A 16508-nucleotide genomic window follows, 5' to 3' on the forward strand; every position below is an offset into this window, starting at 1 on the left:
GTCAAAGTTTTCAGTTCCTCGAAAAAGACGAAAAGCGAGCCTTTATGATGAATATAGGGAAAAGGTGTTAGGAATTTAAACTTTGATGCTCTTGCCCTGCGGCAGTTCCCATGAACATAGAATTAACTAAGGCCCCTTCAATGGAGATTAATACTTGTGTCAAGTACGTTCCCTTGGTAAAATGCATCATTTTGAAGATAGACTTAGCTAAATTTTCAGGAGCAAACAATGTCGCTAACGAGCGCACAAAAGACCGATATCATTAATGAATTCAAGCGAGCTGATCAAGATACTGGCTCTTCCGAAGTGCAAGTATCCATCATGACTAGCCGTATTAATTATTTGACCGAGCATTTCAAAGCACACAAAAAAGACTTTCACTCTCGTCGTGGTTTGCAAGCGTTAGTTAATAAACGTCGAAAACTATTGAAGTATTTAAAAAGAACAGACGCTGAGCGTTATTCTACCTTAATTAAAAAGCTAGGATTACGGGATTCATATTGATTGATTGCGTCATGAGGATGGTTGCAAGATGGTTGTTAGATCCTATGGGCCGCAGCTCAAGGATAATCTTATCAATGGCAACTATTTCTCAATGGCATCCCATCTCCGATGTTAATAATTATCTTTACCATTGAAAGCGCGGTGTACTGCGCTTTTTTTTTAACCGTTGTTATGCATTGTTCTGAATAGGCGGATCGTTATTGACTAAGCAATTTTAAAAAACGCGTAATCGTTATGGAGGCACGTTTTTTAAAATCGCTTGGGCAATAAACGGGCCTTTGTCTATTTCAGTTCATGCATATTGAACTAAATTCGAAGAGGAACACACGTGACTAAAATAAGAAAAGAAGTAAAATTTGGTGAACATACCTTAGTGCTTGAAACTGGAGAAATTGCAAGACAGGCGGATGGTGCAGTATTTGTTAGCATGAATGGTACCCAAGTTCTGGTGACTGTTGTTGGAAAAAAAGAGGGCGCAGAAAAAAATAGCTTTTTCCCCTTAACCGTTAATTATCAAGAGAAAACTTACGCTGCAGGAAAAATCCCCGGTGGATTTAATAAGCGTGAAGGGCGTCCTAGTGAAGTTGAAACATTAACGTCCCGATTAATTGATCGTCCCTTGCGACCACTATTTCCAGATGACTTTTACAATGAAGTCCAAATTGTTGCGACCGTCATGTCATTAAACCCAGATGTTCCACCGGATATCATTGCTATGATTGGAGCATCGGCGGCACTTGCTATTTCAGGTATTCCTTTTAATGGCCCCATTGGTGCAGCTCGAGTTGGCTACAAAGATGGCGTGTATCTCTTAAACCCAGGCTATAAAGCGATGGAATATTCCCAGCTCGATTTAATCGTGGCGGGAACGGAGGATGCCATTTTAATGGTTGAATCCGAAGCACAAGAACTCACGGAAGAAGTGATGTTAGGCGCGGTTCTATATGGCCATGAGATGATGCAATCTGTGATTAAAGCCATTAAAGAATTGGCGGGTGATGCTGGAAAACCTGCTTGGGATTGGAAAGCGCCCGAAACCGATGAGCAGTTAAAAGCACGCATTAAAGAACTGAGCCAAGATGAGCTTGCTCAAGCCTACCTCATCAAAGACAAGCAAGCGCGTTACCAAGCTCTCTCTGATGTCCGTCAAAAGATGTTGGATAAGCTTCTTGGAGAAAATGAAGAGTGCAGCGAAGAAGAAATTCAGAAACACTTAAGCGCGCTCGAGAAAAATATTGTTCGTAACCGTATTTTGGATGGCGAACCAAGAATAGATGGTCGTGATCAAAGAACCGTTCGACCTATTTCAATTCGAACCAGCTTCCTAGATCGTGTCCATGGTTCAGCGTTATTCACCCGTGGTGAGACTCAAGCCATTGTAGCCGCCACTTTGGGCAGCGAACGTGATGCGCAGACTCTAGATCGTCTTGAAGGTGAGATTAAAGAGCGGTTTATGTTGCATTATAACTTCCCACCATACTCGGTTGGTGAGACAGGCATGATCGGAAGTCCGAAACGACGCGAAATTGGTCACGGTCGTTTAGCACGTCGTAGTTTAGCGGCAGTGATTCCTACTGCTAGCGAATTTCCTTACGTGTTGCGAGTGGTTTCTGACATTACTGAGTCGAATGGCTCAAGCTCTATGGCTACCGTTTGTGGTACAAGTTTGGCCCTGATGGACGCGGGGGTTCCTTTAAAAGCTCCCGTTGCTGGCGTGGCTATGGGTTTAATTAAAGATGATGATCGCTATGCCGTTCTTACTGATATTTTAGGCGATGAAGATCATCTCGGTGACATGGACTTTAAAGTAGCCGGAACTGAGAAAGGTGTTACTGCTTTGCAAATGGATATAAAGATTCGAGGCATTACCAAAGAAATCATGGAAAATGCGCTAGAGCAGGCTTTAGAAGGAAGAACGCATATTCTAGGCGTTATGAACAATGCCTTAGCTGAACACCGTGATGAGTTATCGCAGCATGCGCCAAGAATTGTCAGCATGAAAGTCGCTGAAGATAAAGTTCGTACTATTATTGGTAAAGGCGGTGCAACCATTAAGGGCCTTGTTGAAAGCACAGGTGTTGCCATTGATATTGATGACTCAGGGGTAATTCAGTTGTTTTCACCCAATTCTGATGCGCTGGAAGAAGCTCAGCGTCAAATTAAAGCATTGGTGGCTGAAGTTGAAGTGGGTCAAACCTATCATGGTAAAGTGAGTAAAATTGTTGATTTTGGTGCGTTTATTAATTTATTGCCAGGGAAAGATGGTTTGCTGCACATTTCTCAAATCTGCGCTGATCGTTCGCAAAAAGTTGAAGACGTTCTTAAAGAAGGGCAAGAAATTGAAGTGTTTGTGGCTGGCGTTGATAAACAAGGTCGAGTCAAATTGGAATGGAAAGACAAGCCTCATGCTGAGAAACCAGAGCAGGCAGCAAAAGAAGAGCAAACTGCTAAATCTGAAGAAGAGCAACCCCAAGTTTCAGATGAAGAATAAGCACCCTCTGTAAAAAAGTCGGGCATGCCCGACTTTTTTTTACATCAAACATGCCTTAACGAATTAAATTCAAAAACTCTATACGGCTGCTCGGGTTATTCCGCATTTCACCTAGCATTACCGACGTAGTCATCACGGAATTCTGTTTTTCAACGCCACGCATCATCATGCACATGTGTCTTGCTTCAACCACCACTGCAACCCCGCGGGCTTCGGTAATTTCAGCAATGCAATTGGCGATTTCGCTCGTTAATCGCTCCTGGATTTGTAGCCGGCGAGCATAATAGTCAACGATTCGTGCGAGCTTGGATAATCCAAGTACTTTCCCACTGGGAAGATAGCCGACATGGCATTTCCCTAAAAACGGTAATAAATGATGTTCGCACATGGAATACAGTTCAATATCCTTGACGATTACCATCTCGCTCATGTCTGATTCGAACAGCGCATTATTGATGATTTCATTTAAATCTTCGTTATATCCTTTGGTCAGATAACGAAGGGCATTCGCCGCGCGTTCTGGGGTGTCACGAAGTCCCTCACGTTCAACATCTTCTCCAATCTGAATCAATATTTCTTTATATAATTCTTGCATGAAAATTACCTATCGTTAGCCTGGGGGCCAAGTCATTTGTCGACCGCCCAATACGTGTAAATGGATGTGGTAGATTTCCTGACCACCACCCGAATTAACATTAAACACCAATCGATAACCGTTACTTAAGTTTTCCTTTGCTGCAATATTTTTAGCTTGAAGCACCATTTGGCCTAAGAGCGATTCATCCCCAAGCTCGGTATCATCAATGGTTGCGATATGCCGTTTGGGGATAATCAATACATGCGTTGGGGCTTGCGGATTAATATCGCGAAAAGCCACGAGCTCATCATCCTCATAGACCTTATTCGTATCGATTTCTCCATTCGCAATTTTACAAAATAAACAACTCATGATCCGTTTATCCTTGGATTAAACTCTATTAAGCTTAGATTATACACGGTTCCTCGGAAAAAAACTGTGATGGTATATACCCGTGATCTTTGAATAGGCATGTTTTTAGGTGCCTTTATTTTTTCGTCCTAACGTTGTTTAACAATTTGATGGGTTTACCTCAGGGCTGTCCCATCAAAATGACGTCTTTGCGAACGAAGTGAAGCAATCCAGGCCGATGTGTATTAAAAACATCGAACTGGATTGCTTCGCCATGGCTCGCAACGACGATTTTTGAGTTAGAAAGGGTCAACTATGCTTATATGTGCACATAAATTTATGGTGGGACAGCCGTGGGGTTTACTCTGCGTAACTTTGCCTTTTTCTTGTAAATTGCGCATAATACGCCGTCTTAGAATACAGTACAGGTGATTTATATGGGTTTGATGGAAATTGGTAGTGGGCGTGATGTTCCCAATGAAATTAACGTCATCATCGAAATTCCTATGCATGGAGAGCCGGTGAAGTATGAAGTGGATAAGGAAACCGGCGCATTGTTTGTGGACCGATTTATGGCAACCGCTATGTTTTATCCAACGAATTATGGCTATGTTCCGGCGACGTTGTCGGATGATGGGGATCCCGTGGATGTGTTGGTCGTAACCCCGATGCCGTTAATTAGTGGTTCGGTCATTCGTTGTCGTCCAATTGGCATGCTCAAAATGACCGATGAGTCAGGAGTTGATGCAAAAGTGCTCGCTGTCCCCGTGAGTAAGTTGAGCAAAATGTATGAGCTAATTGAAACCTATAAACAACTACCACAACCGCTCTTATTATCCATTGAACACTTCTTTAAACATTATAAAGATTTAGAAGAGGGTAAGTGGGTTAAGGTTGACGGCTGGGAAGGCCCAGAAGCGGCTTGTGAAGAAATTAACAGTAGCGTTAATCGCTACCAACAGCAAATTGCTTAAAAAAAAGCCTGGTTTACCAGGCTTTTTTGTATACAGTAACGTTCTTATTTACGAATTGCTAACGCGAGAAAGATATAAGACCATCCATTGACAATAAGTTCAACAGAAATAAATACTCCAATAACCCATAATCCGCTCCATGGCCATTGGGCTAAGATCAATACCCCTAAGAATACAGCCACGATTCCAGCAAACAACATCCAACCCCAGCCACTAGCATCACGAAGCGAAAAGGCCATAATGATTCTAATCACGCCAATGATAATTAACACAGCGGCAATGATGGCGGTGATGACGGTGGAGGCCAGAAGCGGTTGGTATAAGATAACACCGCTGCCTATCAGATAGAGCACAGCAATCAAGGCGTGCCATATTGATGCATGCCAGTCTTTGCTTTTAAATACATCAATTAATTGGGACAAGCCAGCGATGAGCAGTAGAATTCCGAGAAAAAAGACACTGACTAGCGTCAGCCCGACAACCATCCCTAGCCCAATACATCCTAAAATAACAAACAAGATGCCAAGCGCGAGCAGCCAGCTTGAGCTTCTGCGTAAGATAACAGGCATCCGATCTAATCCATTATTATCGGCCATGATTTTCATTTCCTTATAGTTGTATAAAAAGAGTTCCTAAAGAAACTATAAATTATACAAAGAACTTAAGCAAATATACCCGTGATCGTTCAAAATGCGATTTTTTAGGCGCCTTTATTTTTTGTCCTGTCGCATTTTAAAAAGCGAGTAATGGCTCATTCCCTTCCGAGCTTTTTAAAATGCAGCAGGGCAAAAAAGAAAAAGCATAAATCACGTATTTTGAACGATCACGGGTATATTAGAACATTTTCTACACAACTTTGCGGCGACGACTTTTGCGTAAGCTGTGTGCGTAATCAAACTTAGGTATTTCAATATGGAAAAAAATAGCCAATAGTCTGGTTGTGAAGATAAACACTAACGTAATGACAATATTAAGGGTTAATGGCACCTTAAAATAATTCAACGTGATATAGAGCACACTACCAGCCAGGGCAACGACTGCGTATAATTCCTTGCGTAAAACCAAAGGAATATCATTACATAAAATATCGCGTAACATCCCTCCACAAATGCCAGTGAGCATTCCCCCTAAGACAGCCGCCGAAGGTGAAAGGCCATAATTCAGAATTTTTTGCGACCCAATAATCACAAATGCTGATAAACCCAGCGCGTCAAGAATCAAGAATAATTTCATAATCCGCACTAATGAGTGGGCAATAAATATCGTGGCAAGTGCTGTAAGCGAGGTATATAAAAGATACTGTGGATTGGCTACCCAGGTTAACGGATGAGTATTGAATAAAACATCGCGAACGGTTCCACCACCAAGCCCAGTAATACTAGCAATGACCATTACCCCAAAAAAATCCATTTTTTTACGCCCAGCAGCAATAGCACCGGTAATCGCCTCCACACAGATTCCAAGAATAAAAATATAATGCAGTAACATATCAAAGGCTCTTACGTAAAAGCGCGATCATATCATTCTTTGGGCGGCAGCGTCAGGGGCCAGGGGCATGAGTTACTGGTCAGGATGTTTGTCTTTCCTGCGCAGGCGGGAATCTATCTGGTTGCTGCCACCGTGCCAGCAAAGAAATGCGGGAGATCTCATTGGGGTGATTTTATGGATAAATCAGAACCACTACGCGGCACTAAAGTGTTTAGCCGAAGTTAGCGCTAGATCGATGATTTTTTTAGACTGTTCTTCGTTGGCATTGATTTGGCTAATATCTAGAATTAAATCCATCAAAAAGTTGGCTATTTCATGAGGCGAATCAGAGGTGCGATAAAGCTCGCTGGCTTGCATGAAAATATAGTGCAGTAAATTCTTGGGAATGGTTACTTGCGCGGAAGACGTGCAATCAGGCTGACGGTCACCAAATAACAACCATCCGGGTGAAACGTTTAAGCGGTTAGCGATGTCAATTAGTTTTGACGGTTCAGGAATAGCTTCACCACGCAGATATTTCCGACAAATTTGTGATGAATACCCCGTGATTTCGGCAAGACTGTGGATATCGACTCCTGAAGTGGATCGCTTCGAATGAAATCCTGCTGAAATTAATGAATCACGAAGACGCTCCGCAAATTGTTTGGTTAAATCGATTTTTTCCATAGGCACACGACTCTAGTCTATAAAAATAATATACAGATGGTATCAAAACGATATCAATAATGCAATTTATGCCGAAGACGTGAAACTATTCGTTTCGATTTGAAATAATTAGTTGACAATGTTGTGTCGATGGATACAATGACCACTGAAACGGCACAAAGCTGCTTCATTATCACTCAGCAGTGAGTGAATATAACATCTGATGGAACGGAACGTTTAGTCCAAAGAAAAGGAAGTGGCTGATCCATAGCTACCACCTCGCAAACCCTGTGGCTGGAAGCTCGACTTCCGGCCCTTCTTTTTGCAGCCATCGCTCAAACGATAAAAAATACGACCTATTACTTATGAGTTTAGCTGTCTTAGCCATTGGGATTTCAGGTCTGGTTGTACCGGTTATTGGAGCAACTATTTTTTCAACGATAGGAATATCTTCTGGGGTTCTCTTTAGGTGTAAGTGCGGGATAGACAATGACTTCGACAAGGGTATTGGGTGGTCGTTTTTTTCATTGCCTAATATACCCATTCAACTTCAAAATGCATGATTTATGCTGTTTCTTTTTCGCCCTGCCGCATTATAAAAACTTGCATGGGAATGAGGCCATTACTCGCTTTTTATAATGCGACAGGACAAAAAATAAAGGCACTTAAAAACACGCACTTTGAACGATCACGGGTATATTATGATGAGCAAAAGCGCCATGATATTGTTGAAAACGCGCTGAGTTTTAACTGGGCTTGAAATCAGTTTGCTCGTCTTTACGTTGAATTAATACCCCTTCTGGTGTTTCACAAAGCTGAAGATGGGGTAATCGTTCTATAGTTTCTTCAAGACTTTTTCGCTCTAGAGGTTTTATCAAATAGCCAGAAGCCCCAAGCTCTGCAGCTTTTTCAATGTCCTCTTGATAGGTTGAACCGGTACACATCACAATCGCGGTTTTTTTAAGGGTTTTATTTGAGCGGATGAGTTGCAGCGCTTCAAATCCATCCATGTCAGGCATGTTAATATCCAGCAAAACCAAATCAACCCAGTCGTTTTCTCTATGTTTTCTCCGTATCAGACTGAGCGCTTCTTTTGCACTGTTGGCTTGAAAGAGATTGCATTGCATGCGGGCGCGATTCAGCATTATCTGAATCAGCTCTATATCAGATGCGAGATCGTCTACGATTAAGATATTGGCTAAGGGCAGGCTGTGGTCAGGGATGATGTTTTTTATCACGGAGGTTTCCTTGTTGGCCGATTTTTTCAACCGTCCTTGGGCAGGCAAGCTAAAATAAAAGGTTGATCCTTTCCCTGGTTCCGATTCACACCAGAGCTTACCGCTATGGAGTTCAATAATTCTCGCGCTGATTGCTAAGCCTAATCCTCTTCCTTGATAATTGGTATTGACCCTCTTAAAAGGGAGGAAAACCTTATCCATATTTTTTTCATCGATGCCAATGCCATTGTCCTTCACACTAAATATCCAAACGTTTTTTGTTTTTTCTGCCGAAATATGAATTTTAGGCTGATTTAAATTATGATAAATCGCATTTCTCAGTAAGTTTTTTAACAATCGTGTTATCAATTCAGGACTACCATCCACTTGTGGTAGAGGTTTATACGTAATCTCGGCAAGGTGTTCTTTGATTTGTGGTTCAAGAGACTTGATTGCGTTCTGGAGGAGTTGATTCATATCGCATGCTTTTTTCGTAATGTGTTTTTTTCTTTCGAGTTGCAGGTAGTATAAAACCCGCTCAATCAAATCAGCCATCTGCTCACTGGCTGTATAAATATAACGAAAATAATCCGCAATATTGCCGAAAAGCACTTGTTCTTGGAGTATAATATCTGAAAACGCGTGGATGGTTCTCACCGGCTCTTTCAAATCATGCGCCAACGCTCGGGTAAAAATTTCAAGTGTATCATGCTGACTTCGGATCCGCGCTTCTCGATCTTTGACTTTTGCGATTTGTGCTTTTAAATCCTCATAAAGTTTAACATTTTCCATCGCCACTGAAGTGATATCAGCAAGTGCTTGCAATATAGCGACTTCTTCGGAAGAAGGAGTGCGTATTTTTGCCCAGTAATTGCCGATGGCAGCGATTGGTTTATCGCGTCTTATAGGAACCATCACGAGGCTTTTTACAAACGTAGGCCGGTAAGCCTCTTGAGGAATACGAGGATCTTGATAAATGTCTTTTATGATGGCTGTTTCACCGTGTAACATGACCCAACCACTAATACAGGCATTCAAAGGAAAACGCGTTCCTTTCCATAATGGGCTAATAGCATTTTCTTCAACATAATAACACGTATTGCCATCTTTTAAGATAAAGGTGGCACCATCTGCGCCGGTTAATTCACGGGCAGCATGACGCACGATATGGATTATGGTTTTCATATCGCGAGCCTGGGACAAATCTTGTACGACTTGTACGAGATGTTCCATAGCAGAAACATACCATACGGACTTAGACTCAGAAAAGGTCGCTGAGGTTTCTTCGCAAGCAAAATCTCGTTTTTGAACAGATTTTGACATGAATTATCCGTACAAATTGCCTTTAATAAGATAATTATAGCAAAAATAGCAATCTAGATTGGCAGTCAGCATGGCTCTAAAAAAGCAGGTTAGCAGATTGTGGATCGGAATTGACACACCATAAAATATTAAGCGCATCTTTATGTTGTAGGGGTTTGATAATACATCCTGACACATTCAACGGGTGGATAGCCAGCTTTTCTTCGGTATTGAATGCGCCAGTGAGCACAAAGACCTTTACATCATTGAATTCTTGTCGTAAGGACTCTAAAAACTCAATACCGTTCATTTTGGGCATATTGAGATCCAGCAAAATTACCTTGGGGATGATTTTTTTCTTCCCGTCTCGGCCATGCAACCTATCTAATGCCGTTTTTCCATCTGTAGCCGCAGTAATTTTTAACCCTGGATTGATGGTTTGAAATTCACGACGTACCGCCTGAATGTCAACCTCATCATCTTCCACATAAAAAATATCCACGTGGGAAACTTGTATCGCCATTATTCTCTCCTTAGATTGACATCTTCACTTTGCTATTATTCTATGACAGCTCTAATTTGGGGGGGTCGGCCAAGTAAAAATAAAACACGAGCCTTTCCCTAATTTTGATTGAACTTTAATGGTTCCACCTTGTGATTCAACGATTTTTTTCACAATACTAAGCCCAATGCCTGTGGATTCTAGGCCATCTTTGGGGGTTAATGTCTGAAAAAGATTAAAAATTTTTTCCAAGTGTTTTTCCTCAATCCCTGGGCCATCATCTTTGACAGAAAACTGGTAATAATTGCCGGCATCGTTTACCTCAATGACTAAATGTCCTTTAGAGCGATGATGGTGTTTTACTGCATTGCTAATTAAGTTTGAAAACACTTGGCTCAGGGGAATCAAAGCGGTGTTAAATACAGGCAAGTGTTCTGGAAGCCGAATGGTGAAAGTATGGTTTGGATCAACCGTTTCAATAATTTCTTGCAATAAATGTTTCGTATTCACCTCACTGATTTCTACATTCATACGACCAGCGCGGGAATATTGTAAAATACCATCAATCAAACCAGACATTCGTTCGGCACGTTCGCGCAGCAATCGTAGATTTTTCTTGGAGTCTTTATCGAGCTTATCTTGATTATCTTCTTCAATCCAAGAAGTCAGTTGCATTATGGCTCGTAAGGGGGCTTTTAAGTCATGGGAGACGATGTAGGCGAATTGCTCAAGTTCCTGATTAGACTTCCTAAGGCGTTCTTCCATTTCTTTGGCCTTAGTAATGTCTTTGGAAATGACAACATAGCCAATCGCGGTGCCATTCTCATCTGATCTTACTGTCATGGTGACCGATGCTGTAAACATAGATTCATTTTTACGAACATGTTCAAAAACACGTTCTACTTTTCCTTGTTTAATAGCGGTCTCAAAAAACTGCTTCACCGCTCCCTGTTGAACGTCCTTGGAGCGATGGAGGATGCGAATATTTTTATGAATGATTTCTGAGGCCGTGTAGCCATAAATCAAATGAGCGCCTTCATTCCATACCAGTATTTTTCCCTTCAGATCAATGGATATAATCGAGTATTCTATAGAGCTTTCTAAAATATTTTGTAGGATGTTTCGTCCTTTATGTTCCTGCGCTAACTTTATGCTTTCTCGCTCCAATTCACGGGTACGTTTTTGTAACTGAGCGCTAATTCTTTTCTGATCGGCAAGCGCTTCTTCGAGCTTTTGATTGAGCAGGTACAGTTCAGTAATTTTTGCCTCACTAATGGCTTCGGCTTCTTTTCTGGCTAGCTTTTCTCGCTCCAGCCGTCGCCGTATCAGCTCTAGATCGCTCATGCTCGCGTTCTCTCGGTTAAAATGAAACGAGCTTTTGTTCCATGAGCGGATAAATCCTCGCGTTTTAGGTCGATGGTTTGTTTGTGAAATCGAATGCAACCTTTGATTAATCCTTCGGCCAAGTCAGCTAACGGTCGTGTGGATTCGTAGGTTAAGATGAGACAGTTAGCCGTCTCAGCGTTACAGCAGATAGTAGGTAACTCAGAGTCGGGATAATATTTCTTAACTTCGTGATGAATATGAGATTCTACTTGGCACAAAAAATCAAAAGTGGTTGTGTTTTTCTTAAAAAATCCTGGATATTTCTCAATAAAGCGACCAAATAAATACTCTCCATATTCTTTAATAAGTTGCGATTCGGGGGTAGTTGTTTCAAGACTTAACGCGTGAATAAGTTGCATGAACTCACTGGGATCATAAGTACCAATTGAAGTGTATGCCCCTTGTGATGCGAGACGTGCTTTCCGAATGATTCGGTCAACCAGTTCATAAGATTGGTTTTGTTCGATAAATGCTAACAGCTCGGTAAAGATCATGCCTTTCATTGGTATTCCATTACGTGTTTCTTAAGCAATGAGCCAATTCTATTGCTTGCTCCTAAGATTCCTTGTCTTATATTAGAACTATACAACAGCCTGAAGCGGATGTCATAAATTTTTTGATAAGTTGTTTCATGTGAACCAACATTTAGGATGAGCAAGTAGTCAGAATCCGCTGCGTTACTTACGGGCTAGTCGGTTTTTGTGAGTCCGATGCTTAAGAGGATCCAACCGATAAGAAATGATGAGCCACCAAAGGGGGTGATGATTCCGATTTGATTGATACCAGTAAATGTGAGCAGATAAAGGCTGCCTGAAAACAAAATGATCCCTGTAATGAACGCTATACCAGAAGCTTTTATCCAGTGGTTTGAGCGGTGAAATAAGATTAGCCCTGTGCTTAAAAGCGCTAACGTGTGTACAAATTGATATTGCACCCCCGTGTTATAAACAGCTAATTGATGCTCAGACAAGGTCTCTTTCAAGGCATGAGCACCAAAAGCGCCAAATCCCGTGGCTAAAAAACCCGAAATAGTGGCCATGATAAAAAACAGTCTTTGTATGGACATTCCCTAAGTCACTATTTTATTTCAGCACAAATAACTCAAACTGAATAATAAGTTATGCGCATATAGATTTGTAAATTGTGGTCCTTCATAAGTCCAAGGGGAGGAAAATGCTCTACCTAGGCCATTTTCACCCCAATTCGCAAATTCGTAGCTGACTCCAATACTCCAATTGCTGTTAAGTTGCTTTTCAAGCCCTGCGCCAACGGAGTAGGTGAGCACAAATGAATCGGTGTAATTGCGAAACCATTGAGTAGCCACTGTTGGATCAACAAGAGGATACGTACGAAACCCGAAGGTATGATTAAATCCAACGCCTACCGAGCCGGTAAGAAAAGGTTGAACAAAAAAGAGTTTAGGATTAAGAATCATTTTTCCGCGAGCAGAAACAAAACCATGGCCTACTTGATATTCATAGCGCGATCCCGTGGGCTCCCCAAATGACTTAATAGAACCATCAAGCGTAACGTTTCCTGCTCCTCCAAAAGCAATGCCTAATTGATTATTAATGCAATCATTGAAGGGCCATTGTAGACCGAGAAAAATCTCGCCAGCGGGCATGGTTTGGGTTTTAGGGTTCACGTCATAAGTAATTACTGAATTTTGAGCATAAATGGTACGGTCTTTACCCGGGGTAGCCCAGGCAATGCCACCGCTAACCGTAATGACTTGAGTATAATTTTTGGTCGGCCAAGGCTCATAGGCCATTGCGTGGGTGCACGCCAGAAGAAGTGATAGGGTGATAAAATCCCTTTTAATCGAATTCATCGTATTCCAGTACCTTAAGAGCGTTAAATTTAGATGATACCGTTAAATGGACTAAACTCAAAATAATAGGAAATATGGCCTTCGGTAAAAGAATTATTCTCGAGATCAGAAAAAAATAGTTACTTTGAGAAGGGCATTGATTCATTGTGGTATTCTTATTTAAAACAAAATGATGAAAATTAAAGTGAATCTATGAAAATTTATCTCGCATCAAAAAGCCCTAGGCGTCGTGAATTGCTTAGGCAAATGGGGGTTGATTTTGAAGTCTTATCCATTGATATACCCGAAGTGATGTTGCCTAATGAAACCCCTGAACAATATTCTATGAGAGTAACCCGTGAAAAATTAAGTACGGCTTGGGATAAGATTCTAACCGCCAATCTGCCAGCCCTGCCCGTTTTATGCGCAGATACAGAAGTCGTCTGTGATGGCACTATTTTAGGCAAGCCACGAGATTATGATGATGCGCTTTCAATGCTGAAACGTTATTCTGGCCGAAGCCATAAGGTGTTAACCAGTGTGGGGATTAAATTTTTTGATCATCAAACCATCGATTTAAATGCCACGACGGTTTATTTTGCCAGCATGTCTGATGCTGAAATTCATCTATACCTAGCACTGGAAGATTACAAAGACAAAGCTGGAGGATATGGAATTCATAGCTATATTGGTCAGTATATCTATCGAATTGATGGCTGTTTTTTTTCAGTCATGGGATTGCCTTTGAATTCAGTAAGAGAATTATTGAAGACCTTACCTGACTGTCTGTGAAAAGAAAATCATTGAAGCAGGGGGCATCTGTCAATGGTTTGCAATTCTCATCGAGGTAATTTGGTTCTATCCTGTTCTGATGTGGTATCGGGTGTTTCATAGTGACTAGACTTTTTCTTTTCTTTGGGCAGGGCTTCCAAAAAAAAGTCTAGGCTTAAGTTTCGACGTTCTCTTTTTGTTCTACTTGGTAATTGCAACGCAACCTCATTTTCCTTGGTACAGACATCAGATGAAGATACTAAACCTGGCTCTATTTCATCTAAACGCTTGCAGGGATCTAATGGAGAGGTGACGATAATCACGGCACCGTTGCCTTCGGTGGTGTTTTGCAGTTGAATAAAAGCATCGTCTTTATTCACTAAATATTTTTTTTCAAAGACGCTCTGGCTGTGCCGTATTCTGCCAAACGTTATAAACTCCTGCAGTGAAGCAAGCCCTATTCCTCGACCGCCAAATAAAAATTCGCGGTGAGCGTATTTGTCGCTTGAATATGGAGCAAAGGGTTTAGAATCCATAGATTTTGATCGGCGAAACGTTGACAAATAGTCTTCGGTAAACCCGCCAGCATTATCTGTGATAACGAAGGAAATGTGCTTTTCATTAAGCTGAACAGTCACGCTCATTTTAAGCGTTGTACCTAAGGTGTGGGATTCTTGTATAAAATAGCGAATCAAAATGGCATCGATGCTATTTTTGATTAACTCGACAAAACTAATATTTAACCCTTCTATGGCCAGGGGAGCATCGATGCCTGGGTTTGTAATATCATCGACAAGACTTGCATACAATCGACTGAGTAATGGATCATCGCGGTCGCACTGCGTACTCAATAGTTGTTTAATATAATGCCAATGCAAATTACCATTAATATCGCTTAATGTTCCTAACAGTACCGCCCTTATAGCATTGAATTGCTGCTCAGCTTCTTGTTTAAGTTCGACAAGTTTAATGGCTCTTGAATCAGTCGAATCTTTCTTCGCCTGTTCTACCGCATTTCGCCGATCACAAAATGCTTTATAAGCTTCACCATAGGCTTGTAAATCAAGAGTAAGATTTACCGTTAATCGGGATTTTTTATCAAGTTCCAGTTTGATCATGATTAAACTTAACATTAAGTAATCATTTATACCATCTATTATGGAATAATATTTTTCTTGTAGCAAAATATTCAATTTAATTGATTATCATGACACCAACATAAGCACGCATTTTGAACGATCACGGTATATTGTAAGGTGTTTTGCTTTCTTAAATGACAGTGGTTCAGATTCGAGCTACTATTTAATTTAAATTGTTCAAGGGTCACTTTTAGCTCCCGAAGAAGAGTTATAAACGGTTGAATGGTAGAGTAATGGAAGTAGGGTTTTTTTATAATGTTTCATTGGCTTAAACAATGGTATCACGACCGAATAATAAGGCGATCAACCATCACGAGTCATCAGTGGGAAGAGGCTTTTCAATCTCTGCCTTTGTTGAGTCGATTAAACTTCAACGAACGGCAGCAATTAAGAAATTTGGCAATTTTATTCCTTCATTATAAATCGCTAGAAGGGGTCGGCATTCAAGTGACAACTTCGATGCAATTAATCATTGCGTTGCAAGCTTGCCTTCCGATTTTAAAGCTTGGTTTAGAGTGGTATGAAGGTTGGGTGTCGGTGGTGATTTATCCTGGAGCTTTTGCTAAAGAAGAAGTTCAGGTTGATGAGGGTGGCGTGGTCCATCAGGGAAAAATAAGTTTAAGTGGCGAATCTTGGCAGCGTGGGCCGGTGGTGTTATCTTGGCAGGATTTGCGATCGCAGAGTTCTTTTGAAACGAGAAATGTGGTCATCCATGAGCTGGCTCATAAACTCGATATGCTCAATGGACAAGCCAACGGGCTGCCTCCTCTTCATAAAGAAATGTCTATTAAGCAATGGGCGGAGGTATTTACTCTGGCTTATGAGGATTTTTGTCAGAGACTCCTTTCAAATACGGTCCCAATGGATTCTTATGCAGCCACCTCGCCGGGTGAATTTTTTGCGGTGCTTTCGGAGTATTTTTTTGAGAATCCCAAGGTAATTTCTGAATATTATCCCAATGTGTATGAGCAACTTGTCGAGTTTTATCGCCAAGATCCTAATCAATGAATTCATTCTGCTAATAAAATGACAAAAGCCACGCAATGGTGGCTTTTGCTGAGAGCCAACAAACCACGTTGGTGATAAGTGGCGTTGATGCTCTACAATTTAAGTATAGCAACTGGTCACAAAATGTTCAAGTCGATGTGGACTAAACCTTTTTAAACGACCTGCTTTTATAATTATTTTTTTGATTGGATACTTATTCCCCCTCCTTAAATCAGTAGGAGTATATATAGCCATTACACTTCAAAATCCGAAATTAGGTTCACTGACAATTTGAAATTTATCAGTGAGCCTAGCTCTCAATAATTTCTTTTTACGCCCAATTTGTTTGAAGAAAGTAGTTATG

18 protein-coding genes are annotated in these 16508 nt (G+C 41.1%); 5 read left to right on the forward strand and 13 right to left on the reverse strand.

Translation table 11 applies throughout. The annotated features are described in order from the left end of the window. Positions 1–228: 228 nt before the first annotated feature. Entirely contained in the window at positions 229–504 is a 276-nt protein-coding gene (rpsO, locus tag E1O47_RS11060; protein ID WP_133131321.1) for a 30S ribosomal protein S15, read from the forward strand. A gap of 328 nt (positions 505–832) precedes the next feature. Continuing rightward, the gene (gene pnp, locus E1O47_RS11065) at positions 833–2995 is read left to right on the forward strand and encodes a polyribonucleotide nucleotidyltransferase (protein WP_133131322.1); all 2163 of its coding nucleotides are present in this window, start codon (positions 833–835) and stop codon (positions 2993–2995) included. 55 nt (positions 2996–3050) lie between these two features. Here the strand turns inward: pnp and folE are convergent, their stop codons facing one another. Next, positions 3051–3590, reverse strand: a complete 540-nt coding sequence (gene folE / locus E1O47_RS11070) for a GTP cyclohydrolase I FolE (RefSeq protein WP_133131323.1) — start codon at positions 3588–3590, stop codon at positions 3051–3053. Positions 3591–3605: 15 nt separating this feature from the next. Continuing rightward, on the reverse strand, positions 3606–3944 hold the full coding sequence (locus E1O47_RS11075; protein WP_133131324.1) for a histidine triad nucleotide-binding protein: 339 nt from the start codon (positions 3942–3944) through the stop codon (positions 3606–3608). 416 nt (positions 3945–4360) lie between these two features. Between E1O47_RS11075 and ppa the strand changes: the two genes are divergently transcribed. Further along, positions 4361–4897, forward strand: coding sequence for an inorganic diphosphatase (gene ppa / locus E1O47_RS11080; RefSeq protein ID WP_133131325.1), 537 nt, complete (start codon positions 4361–4363; stop codon positions 4895–4897). Between the two features lie 44 nt (positions 4898–4941). On the opposite strand, the gene E1O47_RS11085 is transcribed toward ppa, so the two are convergent. The 10 genes from E1O47_RS11085 to E1O47_RS11130 all read right to left on the reverse strand — a co-directional run bounded on the left by E1O47_RS11085 (position 4942) and on the right by E1O47_RS11130 (position 13268). Then, on the reverse strand, positions 4942–5493 hold the full coding sequence (locus tag E1O47_RS11085; RefSeq protein ID WP_133131326.1) for an HdeD family acid-resistance protein: 552 nt from the start codon (positions 5491–5493) through the stop codon (positions 4942–4944). Between the two features lie 250 nt (positions 5494–5743). Continuing rightward, on the reverse strand, positions 5744–6385 hold the full coding sequence (locus tag E1O47_RS11090) for a trimeric intracellular cation channel family protein (RefSeq protein ID WP_133131327.1): 642 nt from the start codon (positions 6383–6385) through the stop codon (positions 5744–5746). Between the two features lie 192 nt (positions 6386–6577). Next, the gene (locus E1O47_RS11095; RefSeq protein WP_133131328.1) at positions 6578–7051 is read right to left on the reverse strand and encodes a helix-turn-helix domain-containing protein; all 474 of its coding nucleotides are present in this window, start codon (positions 7049–7051) and stop codon (positions 6578–6580) included. Between the two features lie 250 nt (positions 7052–7301). Next, on the reverse strand, positions 7302–7574 hold the full coding sequence (locus E1O47_RS11100; RefSeq protein WP_133131329.1) for a hypothetical protein: 273 nt from the start codon (positions 7572–7574) through the stop codon (positions 7302–7304). Positions 7575–7776: 202 nt separating this feature from the next. Further along, positions 7777–9570, reverse strand: coding sequence for a hybrid sensor histidine kinase/response regulator (locus E1O47_RS11105; protein ID WP_133131330.1), 1794 nt, complete (start codon positions 9568–9570; stop codon positions 7777–7779). Positions 9571–9646: 76 nt separating this feature from the next. Further along, the gene (locus E1O47_RS11110; protein ID WP_133131331.1) at positions 9647–10072 is read right to left on the reverse strand and encodes a response regulator; all 426 of its coding nucleotides are present in this window, start codon (positions 10070–10072) and stop codon (positions 9647–9649) included. Positions 10073–10123: 51 nt separating this feature from the next. Beyond that, on the reverse strand, positions 10124–11395 hold the full coding sequence (locus E1O47_RS11115) for a sensor histidine kinase (RefSeq protein WP_133131332.1): 1272 nt from the start codon (positions 11393–11395) through the stop codon (positions 10124–10126). Next, positions 11392–11940 carry a heme NO-binding domain-containing protein gene (locus tag E1O47_RS11120; protein ID WP_133131333.1) on the reverse strand — a complete coding sequence of 183 codons (549 nt, stop codon included), beginning with the start codon at positions 11938–11940 and terminating at the stop codon, positions 11392–11394. The genes E1O47_RS11115 and E1O47_RS11120 overlap by 4 nt, the downstream gene beginning before the upstream one ends. A 185-nt stretch (positions 11941–12125) precedes the next feature. Next, complete coding sequence (locus E1O47_RS11125; RefSeq protein WP_133131334.1) at positions 12126–12476, reverse strand: DUF423 domain-containing protein; 351 nt, start codon at positions 12474–12476, stop codon at positions 12126–12128. Positions 12477–12524: 48 nt separating this feature from the next. Next, a complete protein-coding gene (locus E1O47_RS11130; RefSeq protein WP_133131335.1) occupies positions 12525–13268 on the reverse strand; it encodes an outer membrane protein in 744 nt (247 codons plus the stop codon). Positions 13269–13460: 192 nt separating this feature from the next. Between E1O47_RS11130 and E1O47_RS11135 the strand changes: the two genes are divergently transcribed. Beyond that, positions 13461–14039 (forward strand): Maf family protein, encoded by a 579-nt coding sequence (locus E1O47_RS11135; protein WP_133131336.1) that lies wholly within the window; start codon positions 13461–13463, stop codon positions 14037–14039. Between the two features lie 47 nt (positions 14040–14086). On the opposite strand, the gene E1O47_RS11140 is transcribed toward E1O47_RS11135, so the two are convergent. Then, positions 14087–15151: an ATP-binding protein gene (locus tag E1O47_RS11140; protein ID WP_133131337.1), complete on the reverse strand. Its 1065-nt coding sequence runs from the start codon at positions 15149–15151 to the stop codon at positions 14087–14089. Positions 15152–15412: 261 nt separating this feature from the next. On the opposite strand from E1O47_RS11140, the gene E1O47_RS11145 reads away from it, so the two are divergent. Continuing rightward, on the forward strand, positions 15413–16165 hold the full coding sequence (locus tag E1O47_RS11145) for a M90 family metallopeptidase (RefSeq protein WP_133131338.1): 753 nt from the start codon (positions 15413–15415) through the stop codon (positions 16163–16165). Positions 16166–16508 lie beyond the last annotated feature (343 nt).

This window comes from Legionella yabuuchiae (assembly GCF_900640115.1).
GTDB classification, from domain to species: Bacteria; Pseudomonadota; Gammaproteobacteria; order Legionellales; family Legionellaceae; genus Legionella_A; species Legionella_A yabuuchiae.